Origin of the sequence: Streptomyces milbemycinicus (assembly GCF_002154605.1) — a bacterium.
Lineage (GTDB): Bacteria > Actinomycetota > Actinomycetes > Streptomycetales > Streptomycetaceae > Streptomyces > Streptomyces milbemycinicus.
This window is the reverse complement of sequence record NZ_MUNE01000540.1, coordinates 1-14,928: the sequence shown is the minus strand read 5'-3', so window position 1 is coordinate 14,928 and position 14,928 is coordinate 1. Positions and strand designations below refer to the sequence as shown.

At 71.2% G+C, this 14,928-nt stretch carries 11 protein-coding genes, 1 pseudogene and 1 riboswitch; of the genes and pseudogenes, 8 read left to right on the top strand and 4 right to left on the bottom strand.

Translation table 11 applies throughout. From position 1 onward, the window contains the following. The 4 genes from CCN51_RS37165 to CCN51_RS37150 all read left to right on the top strand — a co-directional run. Positions 1-683 (top strand): carbohydrate kinase family protein (locus tag CCN51_RS37165; protein ID WP_245881747.1); only part of this gene is annotated, 683 nt, incomplete at its 5' end. A gap of 41 nt (positions 684-724) precedes the next feature. Further along, entirely contained in the window at positions 725-2,155 is a 1,431-nt protein-coding gene (locus CCN51_RS37160) for an extracellular solute-binding protein (RefSeq protein WP_014174736.1), read from the top strand. Beyond that, the gene (locus tag CCN51_RS37155; RefSeq protein WP_014174735.1) at positions 2,152-3,060 is read left to right on the top strand and encodes a carbohydrate ABC transporter permease; all 909 of its coding nucleotides are present in this window, start codon (positions 2,152-2,154) and stop codon (positions 3,058-3,060) included. The genes CCN51_RS37160 and CCN51_RS37155 overlap by 4 nt, the downstream gene beginning before the upstream one ends. Next, on the top strand, positions 3,057-3,881 hold the full coding sequence (locus CCN51_RS37150; RefSeq protein WP_014174734.1) for a carbohydrate ABC transporter permease: 825 nt from the start codon (positions 3,057-3,059) through the stop codon (positions 3,879-3,881). The genes CCN51_RS37155 and CCN51_RS37150 overlap by 4 nt, the downstream gene beginning before the upstream one ends. A 45-nt stretch (positions 3,882-3,926) precedes the next feature. Here the strand turns inward: CCN51_RS37150 and CCN51_RS37145 are convergent, their stop codons facing one another. Together CCN51_RS37145 and CCN51_RS37140 are read right to left on the bottom strand one after the other, a co-directional pair. Beyond that, positions 3,927-4,685, bottom strand: a complete 759-nt coding sequence (locus CCN51_RS37145; protein ID WP_014174733.1) for a DUF72 domain-containing protein — start codon at positions 4,683-4,685, stop codon at positions 3,927-3,929. After that, positions 4,682-4,921: a hypothetical protein gene (locus tag CCN51_RS37140; protein WP_014174732.1), complete on the bottom strand. Its 240-nt coding sequence runs from the start codon at positions 4,919-4,921 to the stop codon at positions 4,682-4,684. Before CCN51_RS37140 ends, CCN51_RS37145 begins: the two co-directional genes overlap by 4 nt. Positions 4,922-5,052: 131 nt before the next feature. Here CCN51_RS37140 and CCN51_RS37135 point away from each other — a divergent pair. Next, positions 5,053-5,694, top strand: a pseudogene (locus CCN51_RS37135) (phosphoribosyltransferase); the annotation flags it as partial. 17 nt (positions 5,695-5,711) lie between these two features. Beyond that, positions 5,712-6,005, top strand: coding sequence for a dsRBD fold-containing protein (locus tag CCN51_RS37130; RefSeq protein WP_014174730.1), 294 nt, complete (start codon positions 5,712-5,714; stop codon positions 6,003-6,005). A 55-nt stretch (positions 6,006-6,060) separates the two neighbouring features. Here CCN51_RS37130 and CCN51_RS37125 read toward each other — a convergent pair whose 3' ends face one another. Continuing rightward, complete coding sequence (locus CCN51_RS37125) at positions 6,061-7,353, bottom strand: transglycosylase family protein (RefSeq protein ID WP_014174729.1); 1,293 nt, start codon at positions 7,351-7,353, stop codon at positions 6,061-6,063. 5 nt (positions 7,354-7,358) lie between these two features. Continuing rightward, positions 7,359-7,540: riboswitch (cyclic di-AMP (ydaO/yuaA leader) on the bottom strand. Between the two features lie 353 nt (positions 7,541-7,893). Between CCN51_RS37125 and CCN51_RS37120 the strand changes: the two genes are divergently transcribed. Further along, on the top strand, positions 7,894-8,607 hold the full coding sequence (locus tag CCN51_RS37120) for a DUF4232 domain-containing protein (protein ID WP_014174728.1): 714 nt from the start codon (positions 7,894-7,896) through the stop codon (positions 8,605-8,607). A 534-nt stretch (positions 8,608-9,141) separates the two neighbouring features. Beyond that, on the top strand, positions 9,142-10,953 hold the full coding sequence (locus tag CCN51_RS37115; protein WP_043486349.1) for an HEXXH motif domain-containing protein: 1,812 nt from the start codon (positions 9,142-9,144) through the stop codon (positions 10,951-10,953). Positions 10,954-10,969: 16 nt separating this feature from the next. On the opposite strand, the gene fxsT is transcribed toward CCN51_RS37115, so the two are convergent. After that, a partial coding sequence (fxsT, locus tag CCN51_RS37110; RefSeq protein ID WP_086860603.1) for an FxSxx-COOH system tetratricopeptide repeat protein occupies positions 10,970-14,928 on the bottom strand: 3,959 nt, incomplete at its 5' end.

Below are 14,928 nucleotides of genomic sequence, written 5' to 3'. Positions count from 1 at the left end.
CCGCCACCCACACCGCACCGCCGCCCTCCCGCGCCTGCGTCACCGCCTTCGAGCCGGGGCGGCAGGAGGACTGGGTGCGCCAGGCACACACCCAGGGCAGCCGGATCTTCGCCGACGTGGGCTGGGACGACTCCGGCCGCTGGGACCTGGCCGCACTGCCCGACCTCGGGTACGCCCACGCCTTTTTGCCCAACGCGGCCGAGGCACAGCGCTACACCCGCACCGACACCCCCGAGCAGGCCGTACGGGCGCTGGCCGACCTGGTGCCCATCGCAGTGGTCACCCGGGGCGCCGAAGGGGCCGTGGCCATCGACTCGCTCACCGGGGAGAGCGCCGAGGTGCCCGGGCTGCCCGTGGCCGCGCTCGACCCGACCGGGGCCGGCGACGTCTTCGTCGCGGGCTTTATGACCGGCACCCTCGCGGGCTGGCCGCTCGCCGAACGGCTCGCCTTCGCCAACCTCACCGCCGCCCTCTCGGTCCAGCACTTCGGCGGCTCGCTGGCCGCCCCGGGCTGGGCGGAGGTGGCCGCGTGGTGGGCGCTGACCTCCCAGGCCGCCGACGACGGCGCGGCGTGCGGCGAACTGGCGCACCGCTACGGGTTCTTGAACGAGCTGATCCCGGCCGGGGTGCGCGAGTGGCCGCGCCTGCGGGCCCTGCCCACCATCGGTTTCCGGGGCGCGTGACGATGCCCACGGGTCCACGGATACGTCTGAAGGAGATCTTGATGGGATTCCCCAGTACCGGCTCGCGCCGGGTACGCCGGAGGGCTGTGCCGATCCTGCTCACGGCCGGGCTCGCGCTGCTGGCCACGGCCTGTGTGCCGGGCACCGACGGATCGCAGGCCTACGGCCCGGGCAACGGCCCCGCCGTCGCCGTACCGGACCCTGCGAAGGCCGGGAAGGTCACGCTGACGGTCTGGGACCAGGAGATCCGGGGCGGCACCAACGGGGAACTGCAGCAGCTCAACAAGGAGTTCGAGCGCAAGTACCCCAATGTGAAGATCAAGCGGGTGGCGCGCAGCTTCAACGATCTGAAGACCACGCTCAAGCTCGCCCTCTCCGGCAACAACCCTCCCGATGTGGTCCAGGCCAACCAGGGCTACCCGGACATGGTGTCCTTCGTCCAGGCCGGGCTGCTCGCCCCGCTCGACAACTACGCCGGGGTCTACGCCTGGAACACCCGCTACCCGAACACCCTGCTCAACCTCAACCGGGTCTCCGCCGACGGCACCGACTTCGGCACCGGCCGGCTCTACGGCATATCCCAGACCGGTGAGTACATAGGCGTCTACTACAACAAGGACGTCCTGGCGAAGGCCGGCGTCAAACCGCCCAAGACCTGGGGCGAGTTCACCGCGAGCCTCTCGCGCCTCAAGGACCGCGGCAAGCTGCCCATCCAGTTCGGAAACCTGGACAAGTACCCGGCCATCCACACCTTCGGCGTACTGCAGGACCAGCTCGCCGCCGCCGAGGTCCGCGACACCGTACTCGGCCGCGGCACCGGCTTCGACACCACCGCCACCAAGGACGCGGCGGCCACCCTCGCCGACTGGACGAAGCGCGGCTACCTCCCCAAGGGCTCCAACGGGCTCGGCTACGACGACGCCGCCAAGAAGTTCTCCTCCGGCGACGGCGGCTATCTGCTGACCGGCACCTGGCTGCTGGCCGACCTGAAGAAGGCCATGGGCGACAAGCTCGGCCTGATGACCCCGCCCCCCGCCTCGGCCGGCGGCGCCCCCGTCACCACCGGCGGCCAGGGGCTCGCCTGGTCGATCACCTCCCGCTCCCGGCACCCCGAAGTCGCCGCCGCCTACCTCGACTTCATCACCAACAAGCACGCGGCCGATGTGATGACCGAGCACGGTGTGCTGCCCGCGGTGCCCGGAGCGGCCGCCGAGCGGGTGGACCCGGACACCGTGGACGGCCAGATGATCGCCGGATGGAAGCGGCTGAGCGCGGCCGACGGTCTTGTCCCGTACCTCGACTACTCCAGCCCCACCTTCTTCGACACCATCACCGCAGCCCTCCAGGGCGTCATCAGCGGCAAGACCTCGCCCGAGAAGTTCGCCGCCACCCTGCAACAGGACTACGGCGCCTTCATGAAGAAACAGCGTGAGCGCCACGCGGCCACACCCGCCCCGGCGGAGCCGAAATGAAAAACCCTCTCTCCGCGGCCGCGTACCGGCGGCGGGCGCCGGGCGAGCCCCGCGCCATCGGCTACCTCTACATCCTGCCCGCCCTCGTCCTGTACGCGGCCTTTCTGCTCTACCCCTTCGGCCAGTCGGTCTGGCTGTCGTTCGTGCACTGGGACGGCCTGACCGTCGCCACCCCCGCGGGGTTCGACAACTACCGCGACCTGTTCACCGACCCCGCGCTGCGCGCCCCCTTCGCGCACGCCCTGCTGCTGCTCGTCTTCTACTCGGCCCTGCCGGTGGCCATCGGGCTGCTGCTGGCCGCCCTGATGTCCCGCGCCAGGGTCCGCGGTATGACCTTCTTCCGTACGGTCCTCTTCCTGCCCCAGGTCCTCGCGCTGATCGTGGTCGGCGTCGCCTGGCGCTCGATCCTCGCCCCGGACGGGCTGCTCAACGACACGCTCCACGCGGTCGGCCTCGGCTCCCTCGCGCGCCCCTGGCTCGGCGACTACGACTGGGCCCTGCCCGCCGTCGGCATCGTCGGCACCTGGGTCGGCACCGGGCTGTGCATGGTCCTCTTCCTGGCGGGCGCCCAGCGCATCCCGCGCGAGCTGTACGAGGCGGCCCGGATGGACGGCGCCGGGCCGGTACGGGAGTTCTTCTCCGTCACCCTGCCCGGGCTGCGGCCACAGATCGCGGTCGCGCTGACCCTGACGATCGTGGCGGGGCTGCGCAACTTCGACCTCATCTACATCACCACCAGCGGCGGCCCCGGCAACTCCACCTCCGTACCCGCCTACGAGGTCTACCACCGGGCGTTCGAGACCAACCAGGTCGGCTCGGCCGCCGCCGTGGGGGTGGCCCTCACGGTCCTGATCTTCGTCCTGACCGTCACGGTCTCCCGGCTCGTGGAAGGGCGGCGGTCATGACCACGCGCCTCGAACGCACTGTCACCTACGGCATCCTCGCCCTCTTCTCGGTCATCGCGCTCACCCCGGTCATCGGCATCCTCTCCACCGCCTTCGACTCCCAGGACTCCCTGGACACCGGCTTCTCGCTGCCCGAGGGCGGACTGCACTGGAGCAACTTCGCCGACGCCTGGAACCGCGGCCACTTCGGCACCTACCTCGGCAACTCGGTCCTGGTGACCGCGGCCGTGGTGGCGGCCACCACCGTGCTGGCGGTGCTCGCCGCGTACGCCTTCGGGGTGATGCGCTTCCCCGGCTCCACGGTGCTGTTCTACCTCTTCGTGATCGGCCTGACACTGCCCCAGGAAGCGCTGGTCGTACCGCTCTACTTCGACCTGCGGTACGCCGAGCTCACCGACACCTACTGGGCGCTGATCCTGCCGCAGACCGCGCAGTCCCTCGCCTTCGGCGTCTTCTGGATGCGGACGTACTTCCGGGGCAGCGCACGGTCGGTGATCGAGGCGGCCCGGATCGACGGCGCGAACACCTGGACCACGCTGTGGCGGGTTCTGGTCCCCATGGGCCGCCCGGCCATCTCCACCATGGTGGTCATCACCTTCATGTGGACCTGGAACGAATTCCTGATGGCGCTGGTCATGGTCAGCGACGAGGCCCACCGCACGGTCCCGCTGGGCCTGGCCTTCTTCCAGGGGCAGCACAGCTCCGACGCGGCGCTGCTCGCGGCGGCCTCGGTGCTCATCGCGCTGCCGGTGGTGGTCGTCTATGTGGCTCTGCAGCGCCGGTTCATCGAGGGCATGCTGGGCGGCGCGGTCAAGGAGTGACCGGCGCGGTCAAGGAGCGACCACTCACCGGAGGAGCGCGGGCGGTCACAGATCGGGGGTGCGGCTCACCTCGCGGCCGCGCCGCGCCACGGCCCGGGCGAAGACCACGGCGTCGTGGACGGCCGCTCCGCCCGGGTCGTTGTTGAAGTACGCGTAGACATCGCCGCGCTCGGGCCAGGCATCGGCCACCCGGCGCGCCCAGGCGGTCAGCGACTGGTGGCTGTAGCGCGGCGCGGGCCTGGCCAGCCCGTGGTGGAAGCGGACATAGCCCCACCCGGCCGTGCGCCACAGCGGGGTCACCGGCCGGGAGGCGGCGTCCGCCCAGCACAGCGCCGCGCCCCGGCGCTCCAGCACCCCCCGGACCTCGTCGGTCCACCACGAGTCATGGCGGGGCTCGACGGCCACCCGCGTCCCGGCAGGGAAGCAGCCGAGCGCCGCGTCCAGCAGCCCGCTGTCGGCGCGCAGGGTGGGCGGCAGCTGCAGCAGCACGGGGCCCATCCGGTCCCCCAGGCCCTCGGCGTGCGACATCAGCCGCGCGACCGGCTCCTCGGGGTCGCGGAGCCGCTTGATGTGGGTGAGATAGCGGCTGGCCTTGAGGGCCATCACAAACCCGGCGGGGGTGCGCTCCCGCCAGGTGGCGAACTGCTCGCGGGTGGGCAGCCGGTAGAAGGCGTTGTTCGACTCGACGGTGGCGAACCCCCGCGCGTACTCCTCCAGCCACAGCCGCTGTGGGCAGTCGGACGGATACAGCACGTCGCGCCAGTCCTTGTACTGCCACCCCGAGGTGCCGACGAGGACCGTCATGCTTCACCCGGATGCCAGGGCGGCCACTGGCCCGGCCGGTCGACCCAGTGGATCTGCTCGGGGTCGTCCAGGTCGATGTCCGGGAACAGCCGTCGCACCCGCGGCTCGAACTCCTCCTGCTCCAGCGGCTCCCAGCCCAGGCCGCGCAGCCACACCCGCCGGTATCTGGTGTCCGCGTCGTACGCGTCCACGAAGACGAGATGGCCGGACTCGCTCGGATCCGTGGCGTTCTCCATGGTTCCAGGGTGGGCCGCCCCGGCCCGCTTCCGCGCGCCGACGCGGCCGACCGGGTCCCCGCCGGTTTGCGGACGGGGGAATCTTCGGATGGAGTCGTAAGAGCGGGGTCTCCCTGTCTAGGGGGTGAGTCATGATCTTCGTCGACCGCGTGGACGCAGGGCGGCGGCTGGCCGCCCGGCTGTCCCCCCTGAGCGGCGAGGATCCCGTGGTGCTCGGGCTGCCGCGGGGCGGGGTGCCGGTGGCCTTCGAGGTGGCGCGGGAGCTGAAGGCGCCCCTGGACGTGATCATCGTCCGCAAGCTCGGCGTCCCCTTCCACCGCGAGCTGGGCTTCGGCGCCATCGGCGAGGGCGGGGTGCGCGTGGTGCACGACGCGATCGTACGGATGAGCCGGGCACGCAAAGAGGAACTGGAGGAGGTGGAGCGGACCGAGGAAGAGGAGCTGGCACGGCAGGCGCGGCGGTTCCGGCGCGACCGGCCGCGGGTAGCGGTCGGCGGCCGGACTGTGATCGTCGTGGACGACGGGATCGCCACCGGCGCCACGGCACGGGCGGCCTGCCGGGTCGCCCGGGCCCAGGGCGCGGCCCGGGTGGTGCTGGCGGTCCCGGTCGCGCCGCCGGACGCGGCCGAGGCGCTGCGGCAGGACGCGGACGACGTGGTGTGTCTGTCCACCCCCGCGGAGTTCTCGGCGGTCGGCGAATGGTACGAGGACTTCTCCCAGACCAGCGACGCCGAGGTCGTGGAGCTGCTCTCCCGGTCGACCGGGATGCCGGGTCAGGCGCATCCTGGTAAATGAAGCAGGAGGTGATGACCGCGATGGAGACGATCGTGGGATGCGACATCGAAATGGAGTTCCGTGAGCTCGGACCCCTGACCGAGGCGGTCGTCCGGCTGAGGATGCACGACGGGACCGAGATCCTCGCACAGGGCCGGGCCAACCGGAATCCCGACGACCCGGCTCAGCCGCGGGTCGGCGAGGAGATCGCGGCGGCGCGTGCGCTGAACAACCTCGCTCACCGGCTGATCTCGAAGGCGGGCGGTGACATCGAGGAGGTCACGCACGCGAAGGCACATCTGGTGATGTAGGGCGGGTCTGCCGCGGCACCGGGCCGCGGCAGAGCACCCTTCGCTCACACACCTCTCAGATCTGGACGCCCTTGGACCGGAGATAGGCGAGCGGGTTGACGTCCGAGCCGTAGTCGGGGCCGGTGCGCACCTCGAAGTGCACATGCGGTCCGGTTACGTTGCCGGTCGCCCCGGACCGGCCGAGCTGCTGGCCGGCGGACACCGTCTGGCCGACGTGGACGGTCAGCGCCGACATATGCGCGTACTGGCTGTACATGCCGTCGGAGTGGCGCAGCACGACCTGATAGCCGTACGCACCGCCCCAGCCCGCGGCGACCACTTCGGCCGAGCCCACGGCGCGCACCTGGGTGCCGGTGGCGACGGGGAAGTCGACCCCGGTGTGGTGGCCGCTGGACCAGTTGCTGCCGGAGACGCCGTAGGCGGTGCCGACGGCGTGGCTGGCGACCGGCGAAGTGAAGGACGAGGAGGAGTGCGCCGCCGAGCCGGACTTCTTCTTGGCGCGCTCGCGGGCCTTGTTCGCCTGCTCGACCCGCTGCTTGGCCGCCTGCTCGGCGCGCTGCTTGGCCTGGTCCGTACGCTCGGCCCGGGGCTGGCTCTCGCGCGGCCGCGCGGCGGGGGACCGGTTTGTGTCGAGGGTGAGTTTCTGGCCGGGGTAGATCAGGTCCGGGTCGCCGCCGATGACGCGGCGGTTGGCCTCGTAGAGCCGCTGCCAGCCGCCGTCCACATCCCGCGTGTCGGCTATTCGGGACAGGGTGTCGCCGCCGACCACGGTGTACGAGGAGCCGGACCGCCCGGAGGCGGCCGCGCTCTGGTCGACGGCCTTGGTGGTGGCCTTGGGCGCGGCCTCCGGAGCCGACTCGGTCTTGGGAGTGGCCTTGGGCGTGGCTTTCGGAGTCGCTTTGGGGGTGGCCTTCGGAGCGGTCTGGGTGCGGCCGCTCGCGGTGCCAGGGGTGACGTCCGCGGGCTGGCCGCCGCGGGTCAGCCCCGCCTTGACCGAGCAGACCGGCCAGGCGCCGGGGCCCTGGGCGTCGAGCACCTTCTCGGCGATGGCTATCTGCTGGTCCTTTGAGGCCAGATCGGCCCGGGGCGCGAAGGACGTCCCCCCGTACGCCTCCCATGTGGACTGTGAGAACTGGAGGCCGCCGTAGTAGCCGTTCCCGGTGTTGATGCTCCAGTTGTCGGTGGACTCACACTCCGCCACCTTGTCCCAGGTGTCGACGGAGGCGGCACTTGCCTGGCCGACGCCTATGAGGGGCAGCGCCACGCCGGCGCCGCCCGCGGTGAACGCGAGCGAGGCGCGGGAGACGCGGCGAGGCCGGGGCCGGCGGTGACGTCCGCGTGCAGCCATTGAGCTCATCCTCTCCTGACGCCTGCGAGGTGAGCTGTCGGGTTCGGGCGGGAGCTGCCCGGCCGCGCCTCTCCCGGTGCCCCCGGCACCGTGGCGCGACTTCACCCCTAGCCGTCCCGCCCGACATGGCACGGCACGGCGCCTACCTGGTTCCCCCGCTCCTGCCGTGACAGGTCGTCGTGTCACTCCTCCGCCACGGCAGGACTCGGCGCTCCGGCGAGGGAGAGACCCGTGCATGGAATGCGCCGGGTGCGGCACAGTAAACACATCGTTTAGGTCACGACAAGGTCTCGACGGACCTGTGTCCGGAAATCGATCACGGCGGTGATGAACTGTGATCCGCATCACTGCTTTACGAATGGGGTGATTGTGACGCGGAATCCGCAATGCCGAATTGCCCCTGTTATGCGATTAATGCCGTCGCAGACATAAGGGCGCCGATCGGGGGAAGAGGAGCCGAAGGGGAATGGACGGGGAATGTCGGGGCACTCGGCGCGGCGGCTGACGAGCCGCCGGATGCCCGACCACAGGAGGTTGCCCATGGCTCAGCGGTACGGCGGGACGCCCGCGAGGCGTCTGCCGCCGGTCTTATCCGTATCCGCACTGCTCATCGGTGCACTGGCCGCGGTCACCGCCTGCGGCGCCGACGAGGACTCCGGGGCGCCCGCGCCGCCCGGCGCCGCGGGCGCATCCCACTCGGCCGCGAGCGCCAGCCGCCCCGGCGCCGCTGAACCCGGCGCACGCGCGCATGACTCCGGCCGGGCCTCGACCCCCGCGAAGGCGCCGAGCGCGGCCAAGCCGTCCGTCGCCACCGAGGGCGCCTCCGGCGCCCCGCCCGCCGCGCGCCGCATCTGCTCCGAGGATCAGCTGAAACTGTCGGCCGGCCGGGCGGATTTCGGCGCCGGCAATGTCTATGTTCCCCTGGCCTTCACCAATACCGGCGAGACCAGTTGCACGCTGACGGGCTTTCCCGGCGTTTCCCTGCTCGACACCCCCGGTACGGCTATCGGCGGCCCCGCCGCCCGCCGAGGACCGGCGCGGCCCACGGTCGTCCTGAAACCCGGCGACAGCGCCTACGCGAGTCTGCACACCCTCAACAAAGGCCTGTCCGACAAGCCCTGTTGGCGGACCGCGTCCGAAATTCGCGCCTACCCGCCGGACTCCTACCGCTCCATGAAGACGTCGGCGCGCTCCTTCCAGGTCTGCGGGGAAGTATTCGAAGTCACCGCCCTCGAACCGGGCTCCGAGCCCTGACCCGGAGCGCCACGGCCGGGCGCGGAACCGCCGCCCCCGCCCGCGCCCGACCGTGCGGCGCCGGAAATGAATTGGCCGGGAAGCGCGGCCACATGACGCCCCCGGGTGTCCCAAAATCTTGATGGGCCCGACACCCACTGGCCCCTTTCGCCCTTCCGCAATCATTATCGGGTGGGCCACCATGTGAAGAGGCCTCGCCTGAGCCGGCGCGGAGCGTCTAGAGGGGAACGATGTCATGGAGCGAGCGGCGACGGGGGTCGAGACGGAGTTGGTGGACCTCTCGGGAACGACGCTTGAAGAACTGGGCGAGAGTCAGGAGTTCACCCTCGCGACCCGGCGGTTGCTCGATCTCGTACAGTCCCCGCCGACACTCTCGACTTCCTCCGCGAACGGACCGGGCTGTTGATGGAATCCCGGCGTGGCGCGACGGCATTCACCCCACCAAGAAAGGCGGCCATGCCGGCGGACTATTCAGCTGGCCCTCCTTGCTCGCTCCCAGTCCCGCACCGCAGCCAGCCGCCCGTCGCGCCCCCGATGAGCCGTCACCACCGACTGTCCACGGCGTGCTTCGAGGAGTTGGCGCATGGCGGCGGGGGAGCGTCCGCGATCGCCGAGTTACGGGCGGGCCAGCGCAGCCGTCTCATGCTCCTGCTACGCGCGTTGACCGACCTCGCTTCCTCCCATCCGCGGGTGCCGGGGCCGCTGCCCGCGCCGCGTGAGGCCTGGGAGCTGCTGATACGGGCCGAGCGACGCAGCCCGTCGAGCGTGGCACGCCTGCTGCTGCACCCCCAGGTGGGCGCCTGGCTCAGCCGGTGTCTGCGCAGGCTGCGCGGCGTCGCGGAGGAGGTGTCCGACGAGCTCCCGCTGTGGCTGGAGACGGGCTATTTGCACACCGTGGCCGCCTCGGCCGCCCTCCTCGCGGAAATCGACTTCCGGATCCTGGTCGGGGTACGCGACGGTGGGGTCATCCTTCCCGCGCTTGGCCTCGTGGACCTCGCGGGCTGCGATTCCCCCGTCGCTGAGATCTCCGCCGATGGCGCGGGCGAGCGGATCGCGCGAGCCGCTGCGCACATGGTGCCGCTGCCGTCCGACCTCACCCGGGACGTCGAGGGCTGGCACCCCCTCAGACGGCTGCATGGACGGCACCCCGTCCACCCCTGCTCGCCCTACCTGGATGACATAGATCCTTACCGGGACTTTCTGCGCCCCTCCGCTCCGACGCGGTTGAGCGAACCGGAGGCGCGGGGGTGGCAGGAACACTTCGACAGCGCCTGGGCGCTCGTCGCCCGGCAGAGCAATGTGGATCCAGCGGGGGTCGCCGACTGTCTGATCTCCGTCGTCCCCGTGCGGTACCCCGCGCGGACGGAACCTTTCAGCGCATCGTCACCCGAGGCCTACGGCTGTGTGCTGCTCAACCCTCCGACCGATTCGGCCACGCTCGCCGCATCGCTGATCCACGAAGCCCAGCATGTCAAACTCAGCGCCCTGCTGGACCTGGTGCCCTTGATGCACGGCGGCATGGAGGAGATTCACTACGCGCCCTGGCGCGTTGACCCCCGCCCGCTGCGGGGCCTGCTGCACGGCGTGTACGCCTTCTTGGGCGTCACGGCGTTCTGGCAGGCCCACAGGCATGTCGCAGCGGACGGGACCACGCGGGCGGTTGCGGAGTTCGAGTTCGCGCTGCGGCGGGCGCAGACCTCCCACGGACTGCGGACGCTACGGGCACACGCGGAGCTCACCGCCTTGGGCGATCGATTTCTGCGGGGGGTCGAGGGCCGACTGGCCGCGTGGCTCACGGAGCCCGTGCCCGAGAGCCCGCTGCGAGCCGCCGAGGACCTCAACCTCGATCACCAGCTGCTCTACCGTCTGCATCATCTGTCGGTGGACCCCGGCCGGCTCGGGGAGTGGGTGCGGGCCTGGCGGCTGGGCCGGCCCGCCCCGGACGTCCTTCCCGCGACCGCGCTGCGCACCTCCCGGACGGCGGTGTCGGCGCGCCCCGCCCTGATCCGGCTGAGCCTGCGCGACCCGGCCGGCTTCGCCCTGCTGCGGGAGAAGCCGGAGGAACGTCCATTCGACGGTGCGGACGCCCCGCTAAGGGCTGACCTCGACTGGGCCGCCGGGGACACGGCGGCCGCGCTGCGCGGCTACCGTGACCGTCTGGCCGAGCGTCCCGACGACCTCCCCGCCTGGTCGGGGCTCGCCCTGACACTGCCCGCGGGCCCGGCCAAGGAGGCGCTGCTGGACTACCCGGAAGCCGTGCTCGCGGTGCACCGGGCGCTGCGCGCCCCGGTCTACGGCGGCCCCGACGCGGTGGCTCTCGCCCAATGGATCGGGAGCCGCCGCTGAACGCCGGGGCGTCGCGTCAGAACGTGTACGCCTCCAGGTCGCAGTCCGCGCGGATGCCCCGGGCCGCCGCGATAGTGGCCGGGTGCTGGGCGCTCAGCACCCGGCGGAACCGCTCCAGGGCGTCGTTGTGCAGCTCCTCCGCCGACCGGCTCTCGCCCAGGGCGCGCAGATCCGCCGAGAGATTGACCGCACAGGCCAGCGTGGTGGGGTGGTCCTCGCCCAGCCGCTCCCGGCAGGCGGCCAGACTGTCGGTGTCCAGGCTGTGTGCCTCTTCGTAGTCCGCCAGCGTGTAGAGATCGCTGGCCAGGTTGATGGCGCAGGTGAGGGTCGAGGGGTGGTCGGCCCCGAGCGTCTCGACAAAAACCGGCAGTGTTTCCCTGTTGAGCGCCAGGGCCTCCTCGGTCTCGCCCAGCAGCCGGAGCGTAACGGCCAGGTTGGTCGCCGCGCTCGACGTGTAGGGGTGCCGGGGGCCGAGGATGACCCGCAGGTCCTCCAGGGACTTTCTGCCGAGGTCCCGGGCACCGGCCAGGTCGGCGTTCTGGCGCAGGTCCATGGAGAGGTTCATCTCCGCCGTGGTGATGTCGAGGTTGGGCTCGATGTAGCGCAGCCGGTAGCTGTCCAGGGCCTGCCGGGTCAGCTCGATCGCCCCCTCGTGATCGCCCGCCTTGCGACGGGCCACGGCCAGGGTGCGCATCGCGGCCACGAACGTGGGCGCGTTGGGTGGCACGCTGCGCAGCGCGAGGGCGAAGGTCTCCTCCTGCATGGCACGGGCGGCGTGGTACTGGCCGATGCCGCGGGCGTCGCTGGAGAGGTGGGTGGAGAGCAGGATCGTGGTGAGGGAGTCCTCCCCGAGGACGATGGCCGCGGTGTCGCGGGCGGGCTGGTGGATCTCCTGGGCGAGCGCGAAGTCGCCGACGGCGCGGAGCGCCAGACCGTAGTCGTTCGCGGCGGCCAGTGTGTACGGGTCCTCCTCACCGAAGACGCGGAGGGCCCTGGTCCACCGGTCCTTCTCCAACTCGACAGACCTGCCGTAATCCCCCTGCAGCCGGGCGCTGTTGGCGACTGCGCCCATGGTCGCGATGGTGTCCTCGTTGTTCTCGCCCGCCTGCGGATGGGCGCGCAGCAGCTCCAGGATCCGGTCGTTGAGCTCCCGGGCCTCCTCGTAGTGGCCGAGCGCGGTCAGGGCGTGGCCGAGGGTCCGGGAGGCCGACAGCGTCTCCAGACTGTCCTCGCCCAGGGTCTGGCGCCAGGTCTCCACCACCTGGCTGCCGAACTCGCGGGCGCCCTGGTGGTCTCCCCAGACGAACAGGAAGCTGATCAGGTTGCGTGCCATCTGCCGCACCCATTTGTCGTCGCACTCCATGGCGCGGGAGGCGCGGACATGGGACAGCAGATCGGCGTAGCGCGGCCAGTTGACGGGGGCGACGTCGTTGGGGTCGCCGTAGGCGAGCAGCACATGGGCGCTGTGCCGCATATCGGCCTGCTGCTGTGGCGACATCTGGCCCATCAGCACGGCCTGCACCAGTCGGTGCATCTCGATGGTGTTGTTCCGGTGATTGATTTTGATCAGTGCGTAGCGATTGATCTCACGGATCGCATGACCGAGCTTGATCGGGTCCTGAAGCACCTCTGAGAGCTCGGGGGAGAGGGAGACTCCCCGGACCCCGGAGAACAGCCGCCGCGAGATCGGCTCCGGCGCGAAGAAGGAGCACACCTGCAGCAGCTGCAGGGCGCCGGCATGGTGCTCCGCGAGTCGGCGCAGCGACATGTTCCAGGCCGCGGCGACCGGCTCGGGGTAGTCGACCGGGACGCCCTGAGCCAGCAACTCGGCGCGACGGGTACTGACATCCGCCCGCTCGTCCTCGAAGACGTGCAGATACTCGTCGACCGGCATCCCGGTCTCGGTGAGCCACGCGGCCGCCTGCTCGATCGCCAGCGGTAGATCGCCCAGCGCCTCGGCCACCCGGTCGGCCTGCTCGTCCGGCAGCTCCGGGCCCCGGCGCCGCAGCAGTTCGACGCTCTCCTGCCGGTCGAAGACATCCACCTCGACCGTGCGGGCGGCCCGGGACCACTGGGCGTTGCGGGAGGTCACCAGGATGCGGCCGGGTCCGCCGTTGGGGAAGAAGGGGCGTACCGTATCCAGCTCTTCCGCGTTGTCGAAGACCAGGAGCCAGTCGCGGCAGGGGCGGCCGGTACGCAGCGCCTCCAGCACGCTGGGCACGGCGATATTCGACTCCAGGCCGACCTGCAGCCCCAGCCGGTCCGCCAGTTGGACCAGCGCTTGGCGGATCTGCTCGGGGCGCTCGGCGGGGATCCACCACACCGCGTCGTAGTCGGCGGCGTGCTGGTGCACGTACTCCAGGGCGATCTGCGACTTGCCCACGCCGCCGAGCCCGTGCAGGGCCTCGGGGAGCACGGCGGCCGTGCCCTCGCTGCTCAGACGCTCGTGCAGGGTGTCGAGCAACGCTTGTCGCCCGGTGAAGTTGTTGTTCCGGGGCGGGACGTTCCCCCAGATGGCCGGGGGATCCCCGGCGCGGCGCTCCTCCAGGGCGGGCAGGGACCGGGCAGCGGTCACGGGCACAAAACTTCCTCTCGGGTGCTCACCCGCCGCGCCCGGCGTGCCGTGCGCCTGCGGGGGTGATGATTCTTCCTTGGGGGAGGTCGGCTTGGATCGTGACATCTTGGTGTTACTCACCGCACTTCCCCCATTTGGTGGGTCTTCAACTGGTCCGGCGCCGCGTTCGCCCGAGCGGCCGAGCGCTTGCTGAGCGAGCGCGGCGCGTGCGTGGAACGTCCGTGCGCCCTCCAGGTAGGGCCCCGAGAGGGCTTGGTAGACCTTCTCCTGGACGCGCATGTACGGCAGGAGCCGCTCGGTCTCGGGCAGTTCGGGCAGGGTCCCCGAGGGGTGGTTGAGCGCGTCCCGCAGCACGTGCAGGGGTTTCCAACGGCGGCCGAGCCGGTCCAGGACGCTGCGCAGGATGTACAGCGACTCGTCGCGCATCCCGGCCGACAGCAATAACTCCCGTACTCCCTGGTGGAATTCATAGCCAATTCCCGTCTCGTCCAGGGGATCAGCGGCTCCGACCTTGCGCAACAGCCCGCCCAGCAGAATTTCGGCGAGGTCGCCGGGGCTGCCCTGCGGCTCGTGCATGCCTTGGACGAATTCCATGACCGGAATGTTCAGCGGCGCGGCTGCCAGCCGGGAGGCCAGTCTGAAGGCGCTCGGAGACGCGGAGGCACGGAAGCGGAAGACCCGGTCCCGGGCGGTGGGCTCCGGCTCCCGCTCCCAGCGCTCTGCGGGCACCCCCGGCAGCAGCGCCAGGGTGTCACGGCCGCGAGTGGACGGCTGGGTCACCAGTTGTGCCCAGCGGTGCAGCCACCGCGCTTCGAGCTCCAGCATCGGCACCGGGGGTTCGCCCCCGGGCCAGGGGGCTCCGTCGGTGCGTTGCCAGGTTCTGTTGGGCGCGCCCGGTTCGGGCACCCGTACCCGTACCCGCTCGGGGACCAGCCCGGTGTGGTGCCAGTGCCCTTGGTTCAGCACATGCAGTACGGCGACCGTGGCGTGCCGGGCCCAGCGTCCCAGCGCCTGTTTGCCGGTGTCGTCGGCCCACGCGGTGCCGATCCCGTCGGTCAGGACGAGGACGGCCCGTCTGCCGCGGGGTGGGATGCCGTCGACCGGAGAGCGGCCGCTCCGCGCGCGGTCGGCTGCGTTCCGGCGGCCTGCCGGGTCCGCGGGGAGCGGGTGGTCGCTGTTGATCCGGTGCACGCGGACCATACGGAAGGCGCCGGTGCGCTCGAGGACGGTGACCAGCTGGCCGACCGTTTGCCGCCACACCACCATGGAGCTGCTGGAGTCCACGACGAGGACCATGTCCATCCAGCGCTCCCGAACCGGTACGCACTGGGGTAGCCACAGCCCCTCGCGCGCGGCGCGCTCGGCCGTGGCGTCCTCGTCGATCTCGTCCTCGACCGGCG